This is a genomic window from Kribbella jiaozuonensis, assembly GCF_005233875.1.
Taxonomy (GTDB): Bacteria; Actinomycetota; Actinomycetes; order Propionibacteriales; family Kribbellaceae; genus Kribbella; species Kribbella jiaozuonensis.
Genome location: NZ_SZPZ01000003.1, coordinates 1,010,715 through 1,030,500, shown reverse-complemented (window position 1 = coordinate 1,030,500; position 19,786 = coordinate 1,010,715). Strand labels below are relative to the sequence as shown.

Annotated in this window: 18 protein-coding genes; 12 read left to right on the top strand and 6 right to left on the bottom strand. The window is 68.1% G+C overall.

From position 1 onward, the window contains the following. Positions 1-343: 343 nt before the first annotated feature. Both FDA38_RS24710 and FDA38_RS24705 read right to left on the bottom strand, forming a co-directional pair. A complete protein-coding gene (locus FDA38_RS24710; protein WP_134109944.1) occupies positions 344-970 on the bottom strand; it encodes a hypothetical protein in 627 nt (208 codons plus the stop codon). Next, complete coding sequence (locus FDA38_RS24705; RefSeq protein WP_137256436.1) at positions 963-2,882, bottom strand: acyl-CoA dehydrogenase family protein; 1,920 nt, start codon at positions 2,880-2,882, stop codon at positions 963-965. Before FDA38_RS24705 ends, FDA38_RS24710 begins: the two co-directional genes overlap by 8 nt. Positions 2,883-2,943: 61 nt before the next feature. Between FDA38_RS24705 and FDA38_RS24700 the strand changes: the two genes are divergently transcribed. From FDA38_RS24700 to FDA38_RS24655, 10 genes are all read left to right on the top strand, one after another. Then, positions 2,944-4,173 carry an RNA-guided endonuclease InsQ/TnpB family protein gene (locus FDA38_RS24700; RefSeq protein WP_233714902.1) on the top strand — a complete coding sequence of 410 codons (1,230 nt, stop codon included), beginning with the start codon at positions 2,944-2,946 and terminating at the stop codon, positions 4,171-4,173. A 91-nt stretch (positions 4,174-4,264) separates the two neighbouring features. Continuing rightward, positions 4,265-4,660, top strand: coding sequence for a TOBE domain-containing protein (locus FDA38_RS24695; RefSeq protein WP_137256435.1), 396 nt, complete (start codon positions 4,265-4,267; stop codon positions 4,658-4,660). Further along, positions 4,660-5,454, top strand: coding sequence for a molybdate ABC transporter substrate-binding protein (modA, locus tag FDA38_RS24690; RefSeq protein ID WP_137256434.1), 795 nt, complete (start codon positions 4,660-4,662; stop codon positions 5,452-5,454). Before FDA38_RS24695 ends, modA begins: the two co-directional genes overlap by 1 nt. Positions 5,455-5,492: 38 nt before the next feature. Beyond that, positions 5,493-6,257: a molybdate ABC transporter permease subunit gene (gene modB / locus FDA38_RS24685; RefSeq protein WP_233714900.1), complete on the top strand. Its 765-nt coding sequence runs from the start codon at positions 5,493-5,495 to the stop codon at positions 6,255-6,257. Then, on the top strand, positions 6,254-7,315 hold the full coding sequence (locus FDA38_RS24680; protein ID WP_137256432.1) for an ABC transporter ATP-binding protein: 1,062 nt from the start codon (positions 6,254-6,256) through the stop codon (positions 7,313-7,315). The genes modB and FDA38_RS24680 overlap by 4 nt, the downstream gene beginning before the upstream one ends. A 233-nt stretch (positions 7,316-7,548) precedes the next feature. Beyond that, complete coding sequence (gene lanKC, locus FDA38_RS24675) at positions 7,549-10,116, top strand: class III lanthionine synthetase LanKC (protein ID WP_137256431.1); 2,568 nt, start codon at positions 7,549-7,551, stop codon at positions 10,114-10,116. 4 nt (positions 10,117-10,120) lie between these two features. Continuing rightward, complete coding sequence (locus FDA38_RS24670) at positions 10,121-10,258, top strand: SapB/AmfS family lanthipeptide (protein ID WP_130387812.1); 138 nt, start codon at positions 10,121-10,123, stop codon at positions 10,256-10,258. A 179-nt stretch (positions 10,259-10,437) separates the two neighbouring features. Next, positions 10,438-12,279, top strand: coding sequence for a prolyl oligopeptidase family serine peptidase (locus FDA38_RS24665; protein WP_202877800.1), 1,842 nt, complete (start codon positions 10,438-10,440; stop codon positions 12,277-12,279). A 14-nt stretch (positions 12,280-12,293) separates the two neighbouring features. Further along, on the top strand, positions 12,294-13,928 hold the full coding sequence (locus FDA38_RS24660; protein WP_233714899.1) for an ABC transporter ATP-binding protein: 1,635 nt from the start codon (positions 12,294-12,296) through the stop codon (positions 13,926-13,928). After that, on the top strand, positions 13,925-15,598 hold the full coding sequence (locus FDA38_RS24655) for an ABC transporter ATP-binding protein (protein ID WP_137256429.1): 1,674 nt from the start codon (positions 13,925-13,927) through the stop codon (positions 15,596-15,598). The genes FDA38_RS24660 and FDA38_RS24655 overlap by 4 nt, the downstream gene beginning before the upstream one ends. On the opposite strand, the gene FDA38_RS24650 is transcribed toward FDA38_RS24655, so the two are convergent. Next, positions 15,577-16,176 (bottom strand): response regulator transcription factor, encoded by a 600-nt coding sequence (locus FDA38_RS24650; protein WP_233714898.1) that lies wholly within the window; start codon positions 16,174-16,176, stop codon positions 15,577-15,579. The genes FDA38_RS24655 and FDA38_RS24650 overlap by 22 nt on opposite strands. Positions 16,177-16,277: 101 nt before the next feature. Here FDA38_RS24650 and FDA38_RS24645 point away from each other — a divergent pair, with 101 nt between their 5' ends. Further along, entirely contained in the window at positions 16,278-16,814 is a 537-nt protein-coding gene (locus tag FDA38_RS24645) for a DUF5946 family protein (protein ID WP_137256428.1), read from the top strand. 288 nt (positions 16,815-17,102) lie between these two features. Beyond that, positions 17,103-17,744 carry a transglycosylase family protein gene (locus FDA38_RS24640; protein WP_137256427.1) on the top strand — a complete coding sequence of 214 codons (642 nt, stop codon included), beginning with the start codon at positions 17,103-17,105 and terminating at the stop codon, positions 17,742-17,744. A 150-nt stretch (positions 17,745-17,894) separates the two neighbouring features. Here the strand turns inward: FDA38_RS24640 and FDA38_RS24635 are convergent, their stop codons facing one another. Genes FDA38_RS24635 through FDA38_RS24625 form a run of 3 tightly spaced genes read right to left on the bottom strand, consistent with a single transcriptional unit; the run spans position 17,895 to position 19,777 of the window. After that, the gene (locus FDA38_RS24635) at positions 17,895-18,545 is read right to left on the bottom strand and encodes a class I SAM-dependent methyltransferase (protein ID WP_137256426.1); all 651 of its coding nucleotides are present in this window, start codon (positions 18,543-18,545) and stop codon (positions 17,895-17,897) included. A 4-nt stretch (positions 18,546-18,549) separates the two neighbouring features. Continuing rightward, entirely contained in the window at positions 18,550-19,191 is a 642-nt protein-coding gene (locus tag FDA38_RS24630) for a Pr6Pr family membrane protein (RefSeq protein WP_137256425.1), read from the bottom strand. A gap of 40 nt (positions 19,192-19,231) precedes the next feature. Continuing rightward, positions 19,232-19,777: a 2TM domain-containing protein gene (locus tag FDA38_RS24625; protein WP_233714897.1), complete on the bottom strand. Its 546-nt coding sequence runs from the start codon at positions 19,775-19,777 to the stop codon at positions 19,232-19,234. Positions 19,778-19,786: the final 9 nt, after the last annotated feature.

Sequence of the window (19,786 nt, the reverse complement as noted above, 5' to 3'; positions counted from 1 at the left end):
TGAACCGGATGATTCCCGGTAGTAGCAGGCCCGTGACAACGTTCTCTTGTCGGCGACGGACGGGTCGCCGGCACCGGGTCCAGGTGGTTCCCGACGAACTCCCGTCCGCGACCGGACTGTACCTCCCCTGCCGGCCTCGGAATGAGCTTCGGGCCCACCCTCCTTCGGGCCACTTGCCCTCTCGGGGCAACAGCAGGACGCCGGCCGTGCCGGTCGGGCGTTGGTCGCCAGTGAGGTGGCGACCAACGTCCGGCACGGTCGGCGTTTCTATGTGGAGACTTCCTCGCCGTACTGGTGCTGCTGGGGACCAGTACAGCGAGGAAGTTCCATTCCCGGGAGCTTTCTAGTAGGGGTAGGTGTCGTCGCGCCGGGTCGGGTCCAGGTCCCAGAGGGAGAACTCGACCACCTTGTGCGATTCCTCGCCGCCGCCCGGGATCAGCCCGAACGACTCGTACTCCTTCGAGCCCAGCCCGTCCAGGTAGCAGAGCAGCTCGAACGCCGACTGCGCATCCTCGATGTCGTCGATCACTTCGTCGTTCTGCGCCTCGTCCGCGCGGCTCCGCACGTACTGCACGAAGGCCTCCGGGTCGGTCACCACGTAGTCGTAGCGCGCCTGGTAGCTGAGCCGGACGCCGTCCTCGGGCAGCAGCGGCTCCCCGAGCTCCTCGAGGTCGTCCAGACCACCGCCCTCGACGATCTCCCGGTAGTCCGCCGGATCGTCGAAGTCGTCCGGCCCCAGGGGCAGGTCGTCCAGCTCGTCGGGGTCGTACGAGTCGATCCCGAGGAAGATGTCGCCCCAGCCTCGTTCGTGGACAGCGTCCGCGAGCGCCCGGGCCTGGACCCGGACGTTCTCGATCGCGCCGGTGGCCCGCAGGTCGTGCAGGTCCAGAGCATCGGCTTGCTCAAGCAGTACCCGGGCGAGTTCGCGGGCGGCCTCGGCAGCCGACGCGGGTTCGATCGACTCACTCATGCTGCGACGGTACAACCATCGGCACCTCCACTGCTGAGCCCGGTACTCCGAACGCGTCGACGAGCTCCACCGCCGCGGGCCGGAGGGCCGCGCACAATTCGTTCACCAGCGCGGTGATCGCCTTCGAACGCCCCGCCGACAGCCGCCCGTGCTCGAGGTACCACGCGCGCTCTGCCTCGATCGTTGCCAGCGCATGCAGGTCGTACAGGTCATGCAGCCGCGGCCGGAGCTCCTCCGGCGCATCCTGCACCGCCGCCTGGAACGCCTCCAGGACGACGCGGTCGACATGCGCCCGCCCGGCCGCGATCACGTGGTCCTGGCACCGGTTGAACACGTCGAACGGCTCATCTCCCGCATCGATCCCGGCCTTCAAGCGCCGCGCCACCCCGGACAACATGTGCTCCTCGCGGAACCGCAACAGACCCGAGTGGTACGCATCGTCCCGCAACCCCGCATCCGGATCCGCCGCATCACTCCGATTCGGTACGACGTCCCGCAGCCGCTCGATCACCGGTCGCAGCGCAGCCTTCTCGACCGCGATCTCCACCGCCTGCGCCGCGACGAACCGCGCCGTGCTGAGTGGGTCGAGCTTGCCGAACGACTCGCGGTAGTCCGTCAGCAAACCCTTCGCCACAAGCTGCAGCAGGACGGTGTTGTCACCCTCGAAGGTGGTGAACACATCGGTGTCGGCCTTCAACGTGGCCAGCCGGTTCTCCGCCAGGTATCCGGCGCCACCACATGCCTCGCGGCACATCTGGATGGTCTCGGTCGCGTGCCATGTCCCGAGAGCCTTCGTCCCGGCCGCCTGCGCCTCCAGCGCTCGCCGGTCGTGCTCGTCGCGATCGTCGTTGAACACCCGTGCGAACTGCTCGACCAGCTCGGCCTGAGCGAAGTGCAACGCGTACGTCCGGGCGAGCAACGGCAACAGTCGCCGCTGGTGCATCCGGTAGTCGAGCAGGACCGTCTCCTCGGCACTGCCCGGAGCGCCGAACTGACGCCGCTGATCGCCGTACCTGATCGCGATCGTCAGTGCCACCTTGCTCGCGTTGATCGCCGCACCGCCCACGGACACGCGTCCCTGTACGAGCGTCCCGAGCATGGTGAAGAATCGCCGGTCCGGGTTCTCGATCGCGCTCGTGTAGTTGCCGTCGGCATCAACCTGGGCATAGCGGTTCAGCAGGGCATCGCGCGGCACCCGGACCTGGTCGAACACGATCCGCCCGTTGTCGACGCCGTTCAGCCCGAGCTTGGGTCCGCAGTCCGACAGCGTCACGCCCGGCAGCGCCGTACCGTCCTCGGCCCGGATCGGCACCAGCAGGCAGTGCACGCCATGTCTCTCACCACCAACGACAAGCTGCGCGAACACCGCCGCCATCCGCCCATGCCGCGCCGCGTTACCTATGTAATCCTTCCGCGCCTCCTCCGTCGGTGTGTGAACGACGAACTCTCCCGTCGCTTCGTCGTACGTCGCCGTCGTGCCGAGCGCCTGCACGTTCGACCCGTGGCCGGTCTCCGTCATCGCGAAGCAACCGAGCAACCGCCCGCTGACCGCATCCGCCAGGTAGCGCTCGTGGTGCTTCTCCGTCCCGAGATGCAGGATCGCGCCGGCGAACAGCCCGAACTGCACTCCCGCCTTCACCATCACCGACAGGTCACCGAAGGCAAGCGTCTCGAACCCCGCGATGAACCCGCCGAGATCACCCTCACCGCCGTACTCCTTCGGATACCCACGTGCAGGCAGCCCGTCCGCAGCCGACTCCAGCAACAGCTCGAGCACCTTGTCGCGATACTCGTCCCGCGGCAACCGCACCGCCAGATCCGCCAATTCCGCGTGCGCGGCCAACCGCCCCCGCACAACATCCCGCGCCGCCTTGTGCGGCCCGTCCAAGTAGTCCCGCATCCCCGATGTCATCCCCAAACGATAGGTCGGGAACCTCCGGAGTCGAGGAAAGGCGAACCGCGTCGCACCGTTCGTGAAACCGTCCATGGCGTGCGGTTACCTGATCACCGTGTCGCGCTATCGCATGTATCCGACGTCGGCGCAGGCAGCCGGCCTGCTGCTTCACTGCGCTCATGCGCGATACATCTGGAACCTGGCAAACGAGCAATGGTCGATGTGGCGGCGAGATCTGGGGCCGACGCCGAGATTCGTGGAACAGACTCGGCAACTGGCCGAAGCGCGCGGAGCTTTCGACTGGCTGCGCGCAGGTTCGTCGACCGTTCAGCAGCAGGCGTTGCGCGACTTCGACCAGGCGTGCCGGAACTACTTTGCCGGCACCCATGGCCGACCCACCTGGCGGACGGCCGGGCGCCATGAAGGGTTTCGCATCGTCGGGCCGCAGGCCGGCCGCGTCGAACAGCTGAGCGGCAAGGCGGCACGCGTTCTGATCCCGAAGGTCGGCTGGGTCCGCTTCCGGCTCAGCCGGTCGCTTCCGAGGGCCAAGTCATACCGGATCAATCGTGACCGAGCGGGACGTTGGCACATTGCGTTCGCCGCCGTTCCACCCACGATCCCACCGCCGAATACAGGCGCCGTCGTCGGAGTGGACCGAGGCGTGACCGTGTCCGCGGCGCTGTCAACCGGAGAACTCCTGAGCTGTCCCAAGCTTTCGACATCCGAGAGCCGCCACCTGACGCACCTCCAGCGCCGGCTTGCCCGAGCCGAACCGGGCTCGAACCGCAGGAGACGTGTACGAACAGCGATTGCGAAGCTGCACGCCCGGGCCACGGACCGGCGGAAAGACTGGGTCGAGAAGCTCTCGACCCAGCTCGCGCGCCGTTTCGATGTCATCCGCGTCGAGGATCTCAAAGTCGCGCAACTGACGCGGCGGCCACGTCCGAAACCAGATCCGCTGAGGCGCGGGGTCTTCTTGCCGAACAAGCGCCGAGCCAAGGCAGGTCTGAACCGAGAGATCCTGGCCAGCGCCTGGGGACTGCTGGTCCGGCGCCTTGAGGACAAAGCCGGCGGTCGAGTCGAGAAGGTCAACCCCGCCTACACCAGCCAAACGTGTTCCCGCTGCGGCCACTGCACACCCGAGAACCGCGAGAGCCAAGCGTTTCGGTGCACGTCGTGCGGCCACCGCGATCACGCCGACATCAATGCAGCTGTCAACATCGCCGCCGGACGGGCGGTCAGTGCACGTCGAGAGAGCGAAGGAGTGCTCTCTGCGAAGCGTGAACCATCGCTCGGCTCCCTGAGGTAGCCCGGCGAACATCCTCGGCGCCCGCGGCGAGGAGGACGTCAATGTGGAAAATCTGGCATCAATCCGCAGGTGCGGCAGTATGCTGTCTACCGTGCCGAACTTGCGGGTAAGTGAGGCAGCCGCGCTTCTGGGGGTCAGTGACGACACGGTTCGTCGCTGGATCGATCAGGGGCGGTTGCCGTCGAAGCAGGAGAACGGCCGGATGGCCGTTGACGGGCAAGCGCTCGCCGCGTTCGCCCAGAAGATGGCCGACTCCCCGGAGCCCGGCCACACGACCGCCGCCTCGGCGCGCAACCGGATGCGGGGGATCGTCACCCGCGTGCTGAAGGACGGCGTGATGGCCCAGGTCGAGATGCAGGCCGGGCCGTTCCGCGTCGTGTCGCTGATGAGTCGTGAGGCCGCGGACGAGCTCGGGCTGGAGCCTGGCGTGGTGGCCGTCGCGTCGATCAAGTCCACTCATGTCGTCGTAGAGATACCGGAGGCCTGATGTTCCGTCGTACCGCGCTCGCCGCCCTTGCCACAGTCGCCGCGCTCACCATGGCCGGCTGCGGCGACGACAGCCCGGCCGCGTCGTCCTCGCCTTCGAGCAGTTCGAGCAGCAGCAGTACGCCGGCCGTGTCCGGCACCATCAACGTGTTCGCCGCCGCCTCGCTGACCGGGACGTTCACCCAGCTGGGCAAGGACTTCGAGGCCGCGAACCCGGGCACGAAGGTGACCTTCAACTTCGCCGGCAGCTCCGCGCTCGCCAAGCAGATCAACGAGGGTGCGCCCGCGGACGTATTCGCTTCGGCGGCGCCGAAGAACATGGACGACGTGAAGGACAAGGGCACCGCGACGAACTTCGTCAGCAACACGCTCGAGATCGCCGTACCGAAGGGGAACCCGGGCAAGATCACCGGACTCAAGGACTTCGGCGACAAGAACAAGAAGATCGCGCTGTGCGCCGTCCAGGTCCCCTGTGGCGCGGCGGCCGACAAGGTGTTCAAGGCAACGGGTATCACCCCGCAGCCGGACAGCCTCGAGCAGGACGTGAAGGCCGCACTGACCAAGGTCGGGCTCGGCGAGGTCGACGCCGCGCTGGTCTACAAGACCGACGTACTGTCCGCGAAGGACAAGGTCGAGGGCATCGAGTTTCCTGAAGCGAGCAAGGCCGTCAACGAGTACCCGATCGCCACGCTGACCAAGGCTCCGAACGCGGCCGGCGCCCAGGCGTTCGTCGACCACGTTCTGTCCGACAAGGGCAAGGCAGTCCTGAGCGCAGCGGGCTTCTCCGCACCGTGAGTCGTCGTGGCAGGAGTACGAGCGGGCGCCTGCCCCTCGTGCTCCTGCTGCCTGCTCTGATCGGGCTCGCGTTCCTGCTGATCCCGCTGATTGGCCTGCTCGCGAAGGCGCCTTGGTCGACGCTGCCGGCCAAGCTGCACAGTGCGGACGTCTGGCAGGCGCTGAGGTTGTCGCTGGTGTGCGCTACGTCTGCCACTGCGGTCTGTCTGGTGCTGGGCGTTCCGTTGGCGTGGTTGCTGGCGCGGGGTGGACTGCCGGGGCGTAGCGTGATCCGCGCGTTTGTGACGGTGCCTCTGGTGCTGCCGCCGGTGGTTGGTGGGGTTGCGCTGCTGCTGGTGCTCGGGCGGCGCGGTCTGGTCGGCCAGTACCTCGACTCGTGGTTCGGGATCTCCTTGCCGTTCACAACTGCCGGCGTGATCGTCGCGGAGGCCTTTGTGGCTATGCCGTTCCTGGTGATCTCCGTGGAGGGTGCGCTGCGTGCGGCCGACCCGCGGTACGAGGAGGCCGCCGCGACTCTCGGTGCAGGACGCTGGACTACGTTCCGCCGAGTCACGCTGCCGTCCATCGCTCCTGGGATCGTTGCGGGGACTGTGCTGTGCTGGGCGCGCGCACTGGGCGAGTTCGGCGCCACCATCACGTTTGCAGGCAACTTCCCTGGCCGTACGACGACTATGCCGCTGGCGGTGTATCTGGCATTGGAGACCGATCCGGATGTGGCCGTCGTACTGAGTCTGGTGCTGCTGTTGGTCTCCGTCGTCGTACTGGCGTCTCTGCGCGAGCGCTGGATCAGTGGGCTGCAATGACTCTGTACGCCGACCTGCAGGTGACGCGTGGTGCGTTCGCGTTGTCGCTGGACCTGACTGTCGAGCCGGGCGAGGTGGTCGCACTCCTCGGCCCGAACGGCGCCGGCAAGACCACCGCGCTCCGGGCGATCGCCGGACTGCTCGCGCTGGACGGCGGACGTATCGCCCTGGACTCCTCGGTCTGGGACGAGCCGCCGCGCACCTTCCGCTCACCCGACCGCCGGCCGATCGGCGTGGTCTTCCAGGACTACCTCCTCTTCAACCACCTCAGCTGCCTGGAGAACGTTGCGTTCGGCCTCCGAGCACGTGGAGTGGAGAAACAGACCGCCCGCTCAGAGGCCGCCCGCTGGCTGGAGACCGTCGGGCTGTCGGAGTACGCCCGCACGAGGCCCCGCGCTCTGTCCGGCGGCCAGGCCCAACGCGTAGCCCTGGCCCGCGCACTGGCCACAGACCCCGAGCTACTGCTCCTGGACGAACCGCTCGCCGCCCTCGACGCCAGCACCACCCTCCACGTCCGAGCCGAACTAGGCCAACACCTCCACCGCTTCGAGGGCCGCACCCTGCTCGTCACACACGACCCTCTCGACGCCATGGTCCTGGCCGACCGCCTGGTCATCATCGAAAACGGCCAGGTAGTCCAAGAAGGCAAACCCACCGAGGTAGCCCACCGCCCCCGCACCAACTACGTAGCCCAACTAGTAGGCCTGAACCTCTACCGAGGCACCGCCACCAACACCACCGTCACCCTCCCCGAAGGCGCCACCATCACCCTCGCCGAACCAGCCACGGGCCCGGTCCACGTCGCCTTCCCACCGACCGCAGTCAGCCTGTACCCGACCGCGCCAGGCGGCAGCCCCCGCAACACCTGGCCCGCAGTAGTAACCGGCATAGAACAACACGCCCACACCGTCCGCGTCCGCCTCAACGCCTCCCCCACCGGCCCAGCCGACCTGCTGGCCGACATAACCCCCGCAGCCGTAGCCGACCTCCACCTCTCCCCCGGCCAAACCCTCCAAGCCACCCTCAAGGCAACCGAGGTCCACACCTATCCGGTGTAGTCCCACGAGGGAGGTCCGAGGAGGTTACGGGCCGTGATGGGGTTGTCGTGGATTGACATGTTGTTACGGGGGGATTCGCGCTCAGGATGCGCAGTACGGTAACGAAGAGTGTTTAGTTACTCACTTGTAGTGTGTGGGTTCTTCACACGAGAGTGATGACATCGTGCACTACGCCGAGCCCTACGGCGGCGCCCAAGATGTGGCGGGGCGCCACGAAAGGGGGTCGGACAGTCATGCATGAGAGTTACGAGTTCTACTGCCTTGCGGATCGGCGGTTCTACGAGACGCCGGCCAATCGTGGTGCTCAGCATCCGGATTTTGCCATCGCCAACAGGGCGGTTCCGGACGGATGGCGGCATGTGCCGGGTGAGCAGTGGATGCACTACGCCCCCGAGGGCCTCCGTCTGCCCAAGCAGGGCTGGAAGATCCACGTGTCGGCACGGTTGCAGGATGTGCAGCGGACGCTCGAGGCGGTGTGGGAGTACTGCGTCCCGCGCGGCATCGCGTTCAAGTTCCTGCGTAACGAAGCCGTCCTGGTGATAGTCAACTCGAAGGCTGCTCCCCGCGGGTCGAGCGGCAAGCTGGTGACGATCTACCCGACCGACGACGCGCAACTCGAGCTCGTGCTCAAGGAGCTCAACGAGATCCTCGCCGGCGTCGAGGGCCCCTATATCCTGAGCGATCTGCGCTACGCGCAAGGTCCGCTCTTCGTCCGGTACGGCGCATTCGTCAGCCGGCACTGCCTCTCCCCGACCGGCGAACGCGTTCTCGCCATCGAAGATGCCCAGGGCAACCTTGTCCCGGACCACCGCGGCCCGACCTTCGTCACCCCGCCGTGGATCCCGCTGCCGGACTTCCTCCAGCCGCACCTCGACGCGCGCAACGCGGTCACTACCAACGACATCGCGTACTCGGTCGACGGCGTCATCCAGTTCTCCAACGGCGGCGGGGTGTACGTCGGCCACCACAACGAGACGGGCGCCGTCGTCGTACTCAAGGAAGGTCGTCCGTACGCCGGTCTCGACATGGCCGGACGGGACGCGGTCGCGCGGATCGCCCACGAGCGCGACATCCTCGAGCAACTCGACGGCCTCGACGCCGTACCGAAGACGCACGACTACCTGCAGCTGGGCGAGCATCACTTCCTCGTGCAGGAGCACATCGACTCGGTGTCGCTGCAACGCGAGCTGGTACGGCGGTATCCGCTGACCCACCCGGATGCGACCGAGGCGGACAAGGCGGAGTACGCCGAATGGGCGACCGCGATGATCGCCAAGGTCGGCCAGGCCGTCGGTCAGCTGCACGAGCGCGGTGTCGTGTTCTGCGACCTGCACCCGGACAACCTGCTGCTCGACGCCGACGGCAAGCTGACCCTGATCGACTTCGAGGTCGCGACCAAGGTCGAGGACCAGGCCCGTTCGACGCTGGCCCATCCCGGGTACGCCGCTCCTCAGGACCGGCAAGGCATCGACGTCGACCGGTACGCACTGGCCTGTATCGCGCTCGGGGTTTATGCGCCGCAGGCAACAATCCTACTCAATCTCCATCCCGGCAAGGCGTTCCAGCTCGCCGACATGATCGCCGACACCTTCCCGGTGCCGCGCGCCACGCTCGACGACGCCGTCAAGACCATCGTCGGCCCGGGCAAGACGCACGACCCGGCGATGGTCGACCTGGCGCTGCCAGGCGAGGCCGAGTGGACCGACGTACGCGACGCGCTCACCAAAGCCATCGTCGCCAGCGCGACACCCGAACGCACCGACCGGCTGTTCCCCGGCGACATCGCGCAGTTCCGCGACGGCGGCGGCATCGACCTCGCGACCGGCGCGGCCGGCGTGCTCTACGCGCTGAGCAAGACCGGCGCCCGGTTCCCGCAGTACGACGAATGGCTGCGCAAGCGCGCCATCGACACCGCCACCGGACCGGGCCTCTACGACGGTCTGCATGGCGTCGCGCATGTCCTCGACGACCTCGGTTATCGGCAGGACGCGCTCGACCTGGTCGACCGTACGCTCGCCGACGACTGGAGCTCCCGCGAGCTCGGCCTGCACTCCGGCCTGGCCGGCATCGGTCTCAACCTCCTGTACTTCGACACCGAGCCGACGCTCCGCGCCAAGGCCGTCCGTGTGCTCGATCTGGTTGCCGATCGGCTGCAGGTCGACGTACCGGAGATCAGCGGCGGGCAGCACGCGCGGGCCGGGCTGATGTACGGATCCTCCGGGCCGGCGTTGCTGTTCCTCAACGCGTTCGAGCAGCTCGGCGACACCGGTCTGCTGGACCTCGCCGAGATCGCGATCCGGCAGGACCTCAAGCGGACCGTGCTCACCGATGACGGGATGCGTCAGGTCAACCAGGGCTGGCGGACCCTGCCGTACCTCGAAGAAGGCTCGGCCGGCGTCGCGCTCGTCCTCGAGCGGTACCTGCGCCACCGTCCGTCCGAAGAGCTCGCGGCCACGCTCAGCGAGCTGAAGCGAGTGACGCACTGCGATTACTACGTCCAGCCCGGCCTGTTCATGGGTCGCGCCGGCCTGCTCCTCACCGCCGCAGCACTCGGCGAGGACCAGGCGACGGTCGACGACCTCGTGCACGGTCTCGGCTGGCACGCGATGCCGTTCGAAGGCGGCCTCGCGTACCCGGGCAACCAGCTGCTCCGTCTCTCGATGGACCTGGCGACCGGATCGGCCGGCGTACTGCTGGCCCTGGGTGCGGCGCTGCACGACGCGCCGGTCGCCCTCCCGTTCCTCGGACCTCCCCAGTGGTCCGAGTCCATGTCCCGACGATCTACACCGAAGGAGGTGTAAACACATGGCACTTCTCGACCTTCAGGGTCTGGAGACCCCGGGCTACGGCCACGGCGGCCACCACCACGGCGGCTCCACGCTGACCGTGCTGGGCTGCGCTTCGCAGACCCCGAGCAACCTGAGCCTGCTGCTCTGCCACTGATACGGCACCTGTTATGCCAGGTAGTGAGGCCCTGGGTGGGCGGCACGTCCACCCAGGGCCGACCTGCATTCAGGACCCCGGATCGACCCGGTGACCGACTCGCCTCGGTCGCCGGGCGGCTTCTTGTAGCTCGGCGAGCCGGTGCTCGTTGTGTTGGTGGGGGACGGAAGGAGAGTGAGGTGATCGATTCCGTGCAGACTTATCCATGCGCCGAGCGCCTGTCGCTCGTGGAGCAGGTGCACGGTTGTACCGTCGCGGACCCGTACCGCTGGCTCGAGGACTCCTCGACCGCGGAGACCGAACGGTGGTCGCGGGACCAGGACGACCTGTGGCTGACGTACGCCGGCACGCTGACCAGCCGGTTCCGCTGGAAGAACCGGGTCCGGCAGCTGTCCGATGTCGGCAGCGTGTCCACACCCGTCTGGCGCGGTGGCCGCTGCTTCACGCTGCGCCGCGAAGCGGGCGGGCATCCCATCCTCTTCGTCGACGAGACTCCGCTGCTCGATCCGAAGCAGCTCGACCCGACCGGACTCACCACGCTCGACGCGTGGCAGCCGTCACCGGATGGCACCAAGCTCGCGTACCAACTCTCCCGCGGCGGCGACGAACGCTCGACGCTCAACGTGCTCGACACAGCCACCGGTGAGCTGATCGACGGCCCGCTCGACGGCTGCCGCTACTCCCCCGTCGCCTGGCTCCCGGACGGCAGCGCCTTCTACTACGTGCGCTTCCGTCAGGTACGACGCCATCGCCTCGGCGACCCCGACGACACCACGATCCTGGACCGCGAGGCGTCGTACGGGCTCGAGCTCAGCGCCGACGGCCGCTGGCTGACGATCTGTACGACGACCGACCTGTGGTTCGCAGACCTGACGACCGACGAGCCGCCCGCACACCTCCCGCAAGACACGACGACGATCATGTCGGTCGGCCCCGACAACCGCCTGTACGTCGTCACCGCGAGCGGGATCGGCATCGGCGACCCGGCCCAGCCGACGCTCTGGCGCGAGTACATCCAGCCGGAAGGACCGCTGACCGGGCTCGCGATCCTCGACGACGTCGTACTGGTTGCCACGGCCAGCCAGATCGCCGTGCACGACCGCGAGACCGGCGCCCGCCAGAGCGCGATCGACCTGCCCGGCTTCGGCTCCGTCGGATCCCTGACCAGCGACGGCAATCGAGCCTGGTTCACCTACACCGACAGCGTGACGCCGCCGACCGTCTACTGCTACGACGCGACCACGGGCCGCATGACCGGCACAGCGAGCGGTGGCCAGCGAGCTGAAACGCAGAGGCTGAGCTACACGTCGCCCGATGGCGCAGACCTCGAGCTGCACGTGATCGGCAACCAAGGCGGACCGACGATCCTCTACGGGTACGGCGGCTTCGGGCAGACGCTGACGCCGACGTACTCAGCCTTCGCGCTCGCCTGGGTCGAAGCCGGCGGCGCCTTCGTCACCGCAACCATCCGCGGCGACGCGCCACACCGCGAGTCAACGAAGCAGCAGACGATCGACGACTTCATCGCCGCCGCCGAGTACCTGATAGCCGAAGGCTGGACGACCGCCGACCAGCTCGCGATCTGCGGTGAGTCCAACGGCGGTCTGCTCGTCGCCGCCGCCATCACCCAACGACCCGAGCTGTTCGCCGCCGCGGTCTCCTCGGCGCCGCTGACCGACATGATCCGCTACGAGCTCTCGGGTCTCGGCGAGCGCTGGACATCGGAGTACGGCTCCGTCAAGGACCCGGACGAGTTCAAGGTCCTGGCGAGCTACTCGCCGTACCACCGCGTCACCGACGGCGTGAAGTATCCGGCCGTGCTGCTGACGGCGTTCGGGAACGACACTCGCGTGGATCCCTTGCACGCAAGGAAGATGTGCGCTGCACTTCAGCACGCGACCGCAAGCCAACGACCCGTGCTGCTGAGATTCGAGCCGGACGCAGGCCACGTCACCGGTGGCATCAACCTCGCCGCGGACATGCTCGCCTTCCTCGCCGACCAGACAGGCCTGGACCGATGATCACCTTCGGCGAGGTGGCGAAACGTGGTCGCGGCTGGCTGCCGTTGATCGGTCTCAACGCGTTGATCGGCAGCGGCGTGACGCTCGCGCTGCCGACCGTCCTCGGCCGTTCGGTCGACGCGATCGCGGCCGGCCACGGGTATACCCGCTGGCTGATCATTGCGGCCGCGCTGATCGGGCTGGGGATCGCGGCGAGCATCGTCGACGCGTTCGCCGGCGCGGCCTGTGTCGCCGAGACCACGGCCTGGCTGCGTCATCGTCTCGTCCGGCACGTCGTCCGCGGCGGCCCCGCTGGTACGCGCGACTTCGAGACCGGCGACCTGGTCACCCGGGTCTCGGCCAACGCCACCGACGCCGCCCAGGCCGGACCGGCCGCGGTGACCGCCATCGCCGCGATCGCGCCGCCGCTCGGAAGTCTCGTGCTCCTCGCGATCATCGACCCGTGGCTCGCAGCCGCGTTCTTCGGCGGCGTACTGCTCGTGATCCTCGTCCTGTGGACGTTCGCCAAGCGGACCGCGGACGTCAGCCTCAACTACCAAGAGACCCAGGGCCGCATCGCCGCGCTGCTGTCCGAGTCGCTCACCGGCATCCGCACGATCACCGCCGCCGGTACGACGGAACGCGAGGAGCGCCGCATCCTCGGCCTCCTCCCCGAGCTCCACCGCAACGGCGCCGTCACCTGGCGGATCCTCGCCCGCTCCGGCGCACAGGCCGCAGTCGTCGGCCCGCTCGTACTCGTCGCCGTCCTCGCGGTCGGCGGTCTGCAACTCGTCTCCGGCCACATCACCGCCGGCGAACTCTTCGCCGCCTCGCAGTACGCCGTCCTCGGCGCCGGCCTCGGCAACCTGACCGGCGTCCTCGGCGAGCTCGCCCGCGCGAAGGCCGGGGTCAGCCGGTCCGCAGAGGTGATCGCGATCGAGACCGTCGCCCACGGCACGCTGCCGGTCCCGGCCGGGCCGGGGCAGCTCAGCTTCGACGGCGTCAGCGTGATCGCCGACGGGAATGTCCTGCTGGACAACGTGAATCTCGACCTTCCGGGCGGTCTCACCGTCGCGGTCGTCGGCCCGAGCGGTGCCGGCAAGTCCGTCCTCGCGGCGATCGCGGCAAGGCTGCGGGACCCGTCGACGGGACAGGTGTCGCTGGACGGCGTACCGCTGCAGGCCATCAGCCGGCATGAGCTGCGGAGCGCGGTCGGCTGCGCGTTCGAGCGCCCGCAGCTGGTCGGAAGGACGGTCGGCGAGGCGATCGATCCGCATGCGATCAGCCCGATCCGCGCTCTCGCCGCAGCCCGCGCCACCCACGCCCACGACTTCGTCAGCCGCCTGCCCAACGGGTACCTCACTTCATTGCGCAAGGCACCGATGTCCGGCGGAGAACGCCAGCGTCTCGGCCTCGCCCGCGCGTGGTCCGCCCGGCGCCTCCTGGTGCTCGACGACGCCACGTCGAGCCTAGACACGGCCACCGAGCGCCAGATCACCCGGACCCTGACCGAGGACCGGCACCACCGCACCCGCCTGATCGTCACCCACCGTCCCGCGACCGCGGCGCGCGCCGACCTGGTCATCTGGCTCGACCACGGCCAGATCCGCGCCATCGCCCCACATGCCGACCTCTGGCACGACACCTCTTATCGAGCTGTCTTCGGATGAAGCGGGAGCTGTCGTACGGCGCTGCCGCGCTGCGGAAACGAGCCACGGTCAAGCTGATCGCGTGGTCGGTTCCGGAGATCCTGCCGACGGCGGTGTACGGCATCGCGGTGGCGCGGGCGACGGACAGCTTTCTCGCCGGCCACGCGTGGCAAGGGATCGCGTGGCTCGGTGGTTTGGTCGCAACAGCGGGCCTGGGCGCCGCCGGGGCGCGGCAGGTCTATGGGCGGCTCGGCGAGCTGGTCGAGCCCCTTCGCGACGATCTGGTACGACGGGTTGTCCGCGGCGCGCTCCGCTCGGGGGACGACGCCGCCGTCTCGCGACTGAACCGGCAGGTGGAGATCGTCCGCGACACGTTCGCCGGGTTGGTCCTGGTACTGCGAAGCTTCGCGGTCACGCTGTTCGGCGTGCTGACCGGGCTGTTGTCGCTCGCGCCGCTCGTTGCGGCGTTCGTCGTACCACCCTTCCTCGTCGGGTTCGCGTTATCGCTTGCGGTGTTGGGGATGGCTGCCGATCGGGTCCGCGCGTCGTTGACGGCTGACGAGGAGCTGGCAGCGTCGGCCGGCATGGTGTTCAGCGGCGTACGCGATGTCACCGCCGCCGGGACCGAGGAGTACGCCGAATGGTTGGTCGGCCAACCGATCGAGGCGCATGCGGCAGCCGAGCGTGCGTTGGCGAAGGTCGCGGCCCTGCGGACGTTGTGCTTCGCGGTCGGCGGATGGTTGCCGCTGCTCATCCTGCTTGCGACCGGGCCGTGGCTGGTCGGGCGCGGTGTCAGCACCGGCACGTTGCTCGGTGGGCTCACGTACGTGCTGATCGGCCTGCAGCCTGCACTGAACACAGTCATGAACGCGCTCGGCGACAGCGGTCTGCGGTACGTCATCACACTCGGCCGGATCCTCGACACGTCGACGCTGGTTGAGCAGCAGCGGCCGATCGACGCGCTCCGGGGCTATCAAGTGCGGCTGCAGAGCCTCACGTTCGCCTACGGGCCGAAGGCCGAGCCAGTCCTCGACAAGCTCGAGCTGACGATCCCCGAGGGCGAGCACCTCGCCGTGGTCGGGCCCAGCGGTATCGGGAAGTCGACGCTGGCCGGTTTGGTCTGCGGCATGCTCACCCCGACGACCGGCCGGCTACTCCTCGGCGGGGCACCACCGACAGAGGTCACCACCGAACAACTCGCGAAGACCCGGGTGCTGATCCCGCAGGAGGCGTACGTCTTCAGCGGCAGCGTGCACGACAACCTCACCTACCTGTTGCCCGGTGCAACAAAGCGGCAGGTCGCACAAGCCGTCGAGGCCGTCGGCGCCACCCAACTGATCGGCCGACTCTCGGAGATCAAACCCGGCGAGTTGTCCGCCGGCGAGAAGCAGCTGATCGCACTCGTCCGTGCGTACCTGTCACCCGCTCCGCTCGTGGTGCTCGACGAAGCGACCTGCTTCCTCGATCCGGAGGCCGAGCGGCAAGCCGAACAGGCGTTTGCCCAGCGCAACGGCACGCTCATCGTCATCGCCCACCGGATCAGCTCCGCCCTGCGCGCCCGCCGCATCCTCGTCCTCGACGGCAACAAGGCCGCGCTGGGCACGCACGCCAGTCTGATGCGCACGTCCCGTCTCTACCGCGACCTACACGGCAGCTGGACACCCAGCGCTCAGATCCAGCCGGCGTCCTGAGCCTTCCGGATCGCCTCGATCCGGCTGCGAGAACCAGTCTTGGCGAGGATCCGGGACAGGTAGTTCCGCACGGTCCCCGCGCTCAAGCTGAGCGTACGCGCGACCTCCTGCGCGGTCGCTCCCGTAGTGACCTGACGCAGTACTTCGCACTCGCGATCGGTGAGCGGATTGTCGCCCGCCTTCAACGCAGCCACAGCGAGACGTACGTCGACGACCGGCAGGCCTTTCGCCACGTCGCGCACGGCCTGCACCAACTGGTCGGTCGTCGCGTCGGTCGCGATCAACCCGATCCGTGGCGCCTGCTTCACCAGCGCCAGGCTGGTGGCCGCGATCGCCTCGTGGTCGATCAGCACCAGCACGCCGCGACCGGCGAGTTTGCGGCAGAGCTCCTCGATCCGGATCCGGCCGGGCAGCTGTGGATCGAGCAGGAACACGTCCGGGCGCCGACCGGCCACCTGGAGGACGTCCTCCGAGCGGTCCAGCTCGGCCACCACGTCCAGGTCGTTCTCTCTTGCCAGCACCGCGGCCAGTGCACCACGCACCAACGTGCCGCGATGGCCGAGAGCCACTCGGATCACGCCTACAGCCCCCATCACATCCGTCGCCTCATCCGCCGGCCCCACGCCCCCGACCCGAAAACCAACTGCCGGGACGGCGGGGCCCGTGCTTCGATCAACGAGTGAACTCGCCCGATGACACGCACGAATCAACGGTTTGTCCCGGCTGCCGCGCCGTACTTCCATCGTCGCGGTGGCCCGAGACCCCGAAGTACAACGCCTCGCCCGAGTGCGCCGAGGTCGCGGGTGAGCTGCTCGGCTTCGAGGTCGAGAACGCCGCCCGGCTCGGGTACCTGCACCAGCTCAGGATCGACGCGTACGGCGGACAGCACGTCAGCCCGGACGCCCCGCGGATCGGGCCGGTGTTCGCGCTGAACGGTCTCTACATGTTCCTGGAGCGCGGCTCGGGCAACCTCGACGTACGGACGGCGCACGGCATCATGGCGAACTCGTACGACGACTGGCCGCGGCTCGTCCCGCCGGACCGGGTCGGCGAGCTGACGGCGTACGACGTACTGATCGCCGGCGGCGTGGACGAGGTTGAGTCGGCCCTGCTCAAGTGGGCTCGGCAGGTCTGGGAGTCCTGGCCTGACGACATCCGGGAAACAATCCGCGAATTGACCGTGGAACTGGTCCCGGAACGCTATTTCCGGCGCTAATAAACCGATCGGTTCCGCGACAGTGGCGATGGGCGTGTCGAGCCGGAAACCGTTCTGTTGTTGGGGTTTCGGTACGTCAGAGGGTGGAAAAAGTTCGGGGCAGATCCGGATCTGCACTTGCGTTTCGGGGAAACCTCCCCGAGGATAACTCAGGTCGCGTCGTTACCGTGGCGTGATCATTCGGACGCTGTCCTGTGACCTGCTGTGGGATGTGTCCGGATTGCCCCTCCCCCTGCACGAGGGCCTGGTGTGCCCCACCATGCCCGAGCTCACAAGGAGCGCTTTCTGATGTCCAAGGCCCGACATGCGCGCGCCCGGCGAAGTACTCGCCGGGTGGCTCGAACCCTCTCCATCGCCGGTCTGGGAGCCGGTATCACCGCCGCCGGCGCCGGCGCGGCGTTCGCGACCGATTACCAGGTCAAAGCCGGCGACACCCTCTCCGAGATCGCCCAGGCCAACGGCGCCGACTGGCACGAGCTGGCCCGGATCAACAACCTGAAGGACCCGAACCTCATCCTCATCGGGCAGACCCTCACCCTGGACGGCGCGAAGAAGTCCACCTCGGCGCCGCGGGTCGTGAAGAAGTCCGAGACCCGGAAGTCCGAGTCGAAGAAGTCGACGACCAAGAAGGCCGACCGCGACGTCCGCTCGAGCCGGTCCGAGGACCGCCCGAAGGCGAGCAGCGGCAAGGCGAACCTGAGCGGCGCCTGGGCCAAGGTCGCCAACTGCGAGTCCAGCGGCAACCCCCGCGCCGTGAATCCTGCCGGCTACTACGGGTTGTTCCAGTTCGACCTGCAGACCTGGCGCAGCGTCGGCGGCTCCGGCAACCCGGCGAAGGCCTCCGCGGCCGAGCAGCTGATGCGCGCGAAGAAGCTCTACGCGCAGCGCGGCGCCTCCCCGTGGCCCGTCTGCGGCAAGTACCTCCGCTGACCCTGCAACTGACCCGGCACTGCCGCTGGGTAGGTGACGGTAGACCGTCCTCCCGCCACCTGCCCAGCACACCTGGACCGCTTCCCGCTCATCGTGGCGGGTAGGCGCAAACTCATCCGTGATCGCGATGAGCGGGAAGCACCAGAATCGTCAGTTGCGGGTGATGACCAGCATCTCGTTGGCGCCGACCTGGAACTCGTAGGGCACCTTGCGGATCTGGGTCGTCACGCCCTCGAGGGAGTTGAGCACCTCGGGCAACCAGGGGATCGGATCGCCGGCTCCCTGTTGTACCAGCGGGAAGATCCGGACCTCGGAGTTGCTGACCCGGATCAACTCGCGCAGAGCAGCCTCGTGCCACGCGCGGTCGTACTTGTCCGACCAGGTGAAGAGCAGGTGCGAGCAGAGCACCAGCTCGAAGCGACGGTCGCCGAAGGGCAGGTCCGGCAGGCCGGCGGCGACGTACCGCTCCGGCGCCGCCATCACGTCCTGCAGGAACCGGTCGGCGGCCTCGATCCGGTACTGGTCCTTCCGCTCCGGGGATCCGTACCAGTGCCAGACGAAACTCCCCTGGTGCTCGTCGACGATTCCCGACGTCGCCGGCAGGCTCTTCCGGACGCTGTCGACGAGTTCGGGGGTCTCCAGCTCGTACGCCGGGTCGGCGGCGATCGCGTCGACGCCACGCTCGGCGGCCTCCGCGGTGAAGCTCGCGCCGCCGGCGCAGCAGTCGAGGATGGAGTCCGGGAGTTCCTTCAGGTCGAACATCGCTTCGTACTCGGCGTACGAGCGCGAGGTCACCAGCACGGGTCTACCTTTCGACGGTTGTCTTCCGACGCAACCGGCGATCGAGAGTGGTCGCCCCGGCCGCCAGAGCCAGGAAGAGTACCGCCACCAGCAGACAGTTCAGCAACACCTTTCCGTACCCGTGCTCGTCGACGTTCACGAACGGGTACGGATAGAACCCGACGAACGCGCCGCGGACCAGCGTGAACACCAGCCACAGCAGCGGGTACACGACGGACCAGCCGACGATCCGCCAGTCGGTGAGGCCGCGCGGCCCGAAGAGCAGCCAACCCAGTACGCCGACGACCGGCGCGACGGTGTGCAGCAGGAAGTTCGCGACCTGCGCCCAGCCGTGGAAGTCGGCGTCACGCGCGAGCACCGCGTGGTACACGATCCCGGTCACCGCGATGCACAGCACGCCGTTCAGCCGCAGGGTCTTGAACAGCTCCCCGCCCGACCGATCCGGCTGCAACGCGAGCACCAGCGCCGTACCGCCGAGCAGCAGGTTCGACTGGATCGTGAAGTACGCGAACACGTTGAACACGCGCTCCGGGTTGTCCGGGAAGAATCCCTCGTGCCCGCTCGCCGTCACGAAGAGTTGTACGACGAGCCCGCACACCACCACCGCCGCGGTCACCGCAGCCCAGATCCGCCCTACCGTCGTCATGCAGGAAATGTACGACGAGTAACCGCGCGGACCGGGGAGGTCAGACCGACTGCTTCTCGCGGTCGCGCTCGAACGAGTAGCTGAACGACACGATCGCGTCGATCACGAGCACGAGCGTCCACGTCCCGGCCGGCGCGAGCACCGCGTCGTACCCGCGACCCGAGAGCAGGCCGAGTCCGATCATGATGCCGACACCGACGACGTACGCGAGCAGGTGCCGGAACCAGCCGGCCCGCTCGCGGCGAGCCCGCTCGGGGCCGCGCTTCGGCGGCTTCACCGGACGCGGCGCACCGCCGAGGTAGTGCGCGGCCCACCCGTCCGCCCACTTCAGCGTCTGGTGACCGAAGCCGACGCTGACGCCGATGAAGATCGCGGCCAGGGAATGCTTGAACGCCGGCTCGGCGCCGCGGTGGATGTCGATCACGCTCGCGACCAGCATGACCACGTCGACCAGTGGTACGCCGGCCAGCAGAACCATCCCGGCCTTCGGCAGCTTGAGCAGGTACCGCGTGACCAGGCCTGCGGCGAGCAGCACCCAGAACCCGATCTCACACCCGGCGATCACAGCGACCAGCACGTCGTTCACCCTCCCGAG

Excerpts from the sequence above, each read along its gene's own strand:
- FDA38_RS24710 (WP_134109944.1), bottom strand. The coding sequence starts at position 970 with ATGAGTGAGTCGATCGAACCCGCGTCGGCTGCCGAGGCCGCCCGCGAA.
- FDA38_RS24705 (WP_137256436.1), bottom strand. The coding sequence starts at position 2,882 with ATGACATCGGGGATGCGGGACTACTTGGACGGGCCGCACAAGGCGGCG.
- modA (WP_137256434.1), top strand. The coding sequence starts at position 4,660 with ATGTTCCGTCGTACCGCGCTCGCCGCCCTTGCCACAGTCGCCGCGCTC.
- FDA38_RS24680 (WP_137256432.1), top strand. The coding sequence starts at position 6,254 with ATGACTCTGTACGCCGACCTGCAGGTGACGCGTGGTGCGTTCGCGTTG.
- lanKC (WP_137256431.1), top strand. The coding sequence starts at position 7,549 with ATGCATGAGAGTTACGAGTTCTACTGCCTTGCGGATCGGCGGTTCTAC.
- FDA38_RS24670 (WP_130387812.1), top strand. The coding sequence starts at position 10,121 with ATGGCACTTCTCGACCTTCAGGGTCTGGAGACCCCGGGCTACGGCCAC.
- FDA38_RS24655 (WP_137256429.1), top strand. The coding sequence starts at position 13,925 with ATGAAGCGGGAGCTGTCGTACGGCGCTGCCGCGCTGCGGAAACGAGCC.
- FDA38_RS24640 (WP_137256427.1), top strand. The coding sequence starts at position 17,103 with ATGTCCAAGGCCCGACATGCGCGCGCCCGGCGAAGTACTCGCCGGGTG.
- FDA38_RS24630 (WP_137256425.1), bottom strand. The coding sequence starts at position 19,191 with ATGACGACGGTAGGGCGGATCTGGGCTGCGGTGACCGCGGCGGTGGTG.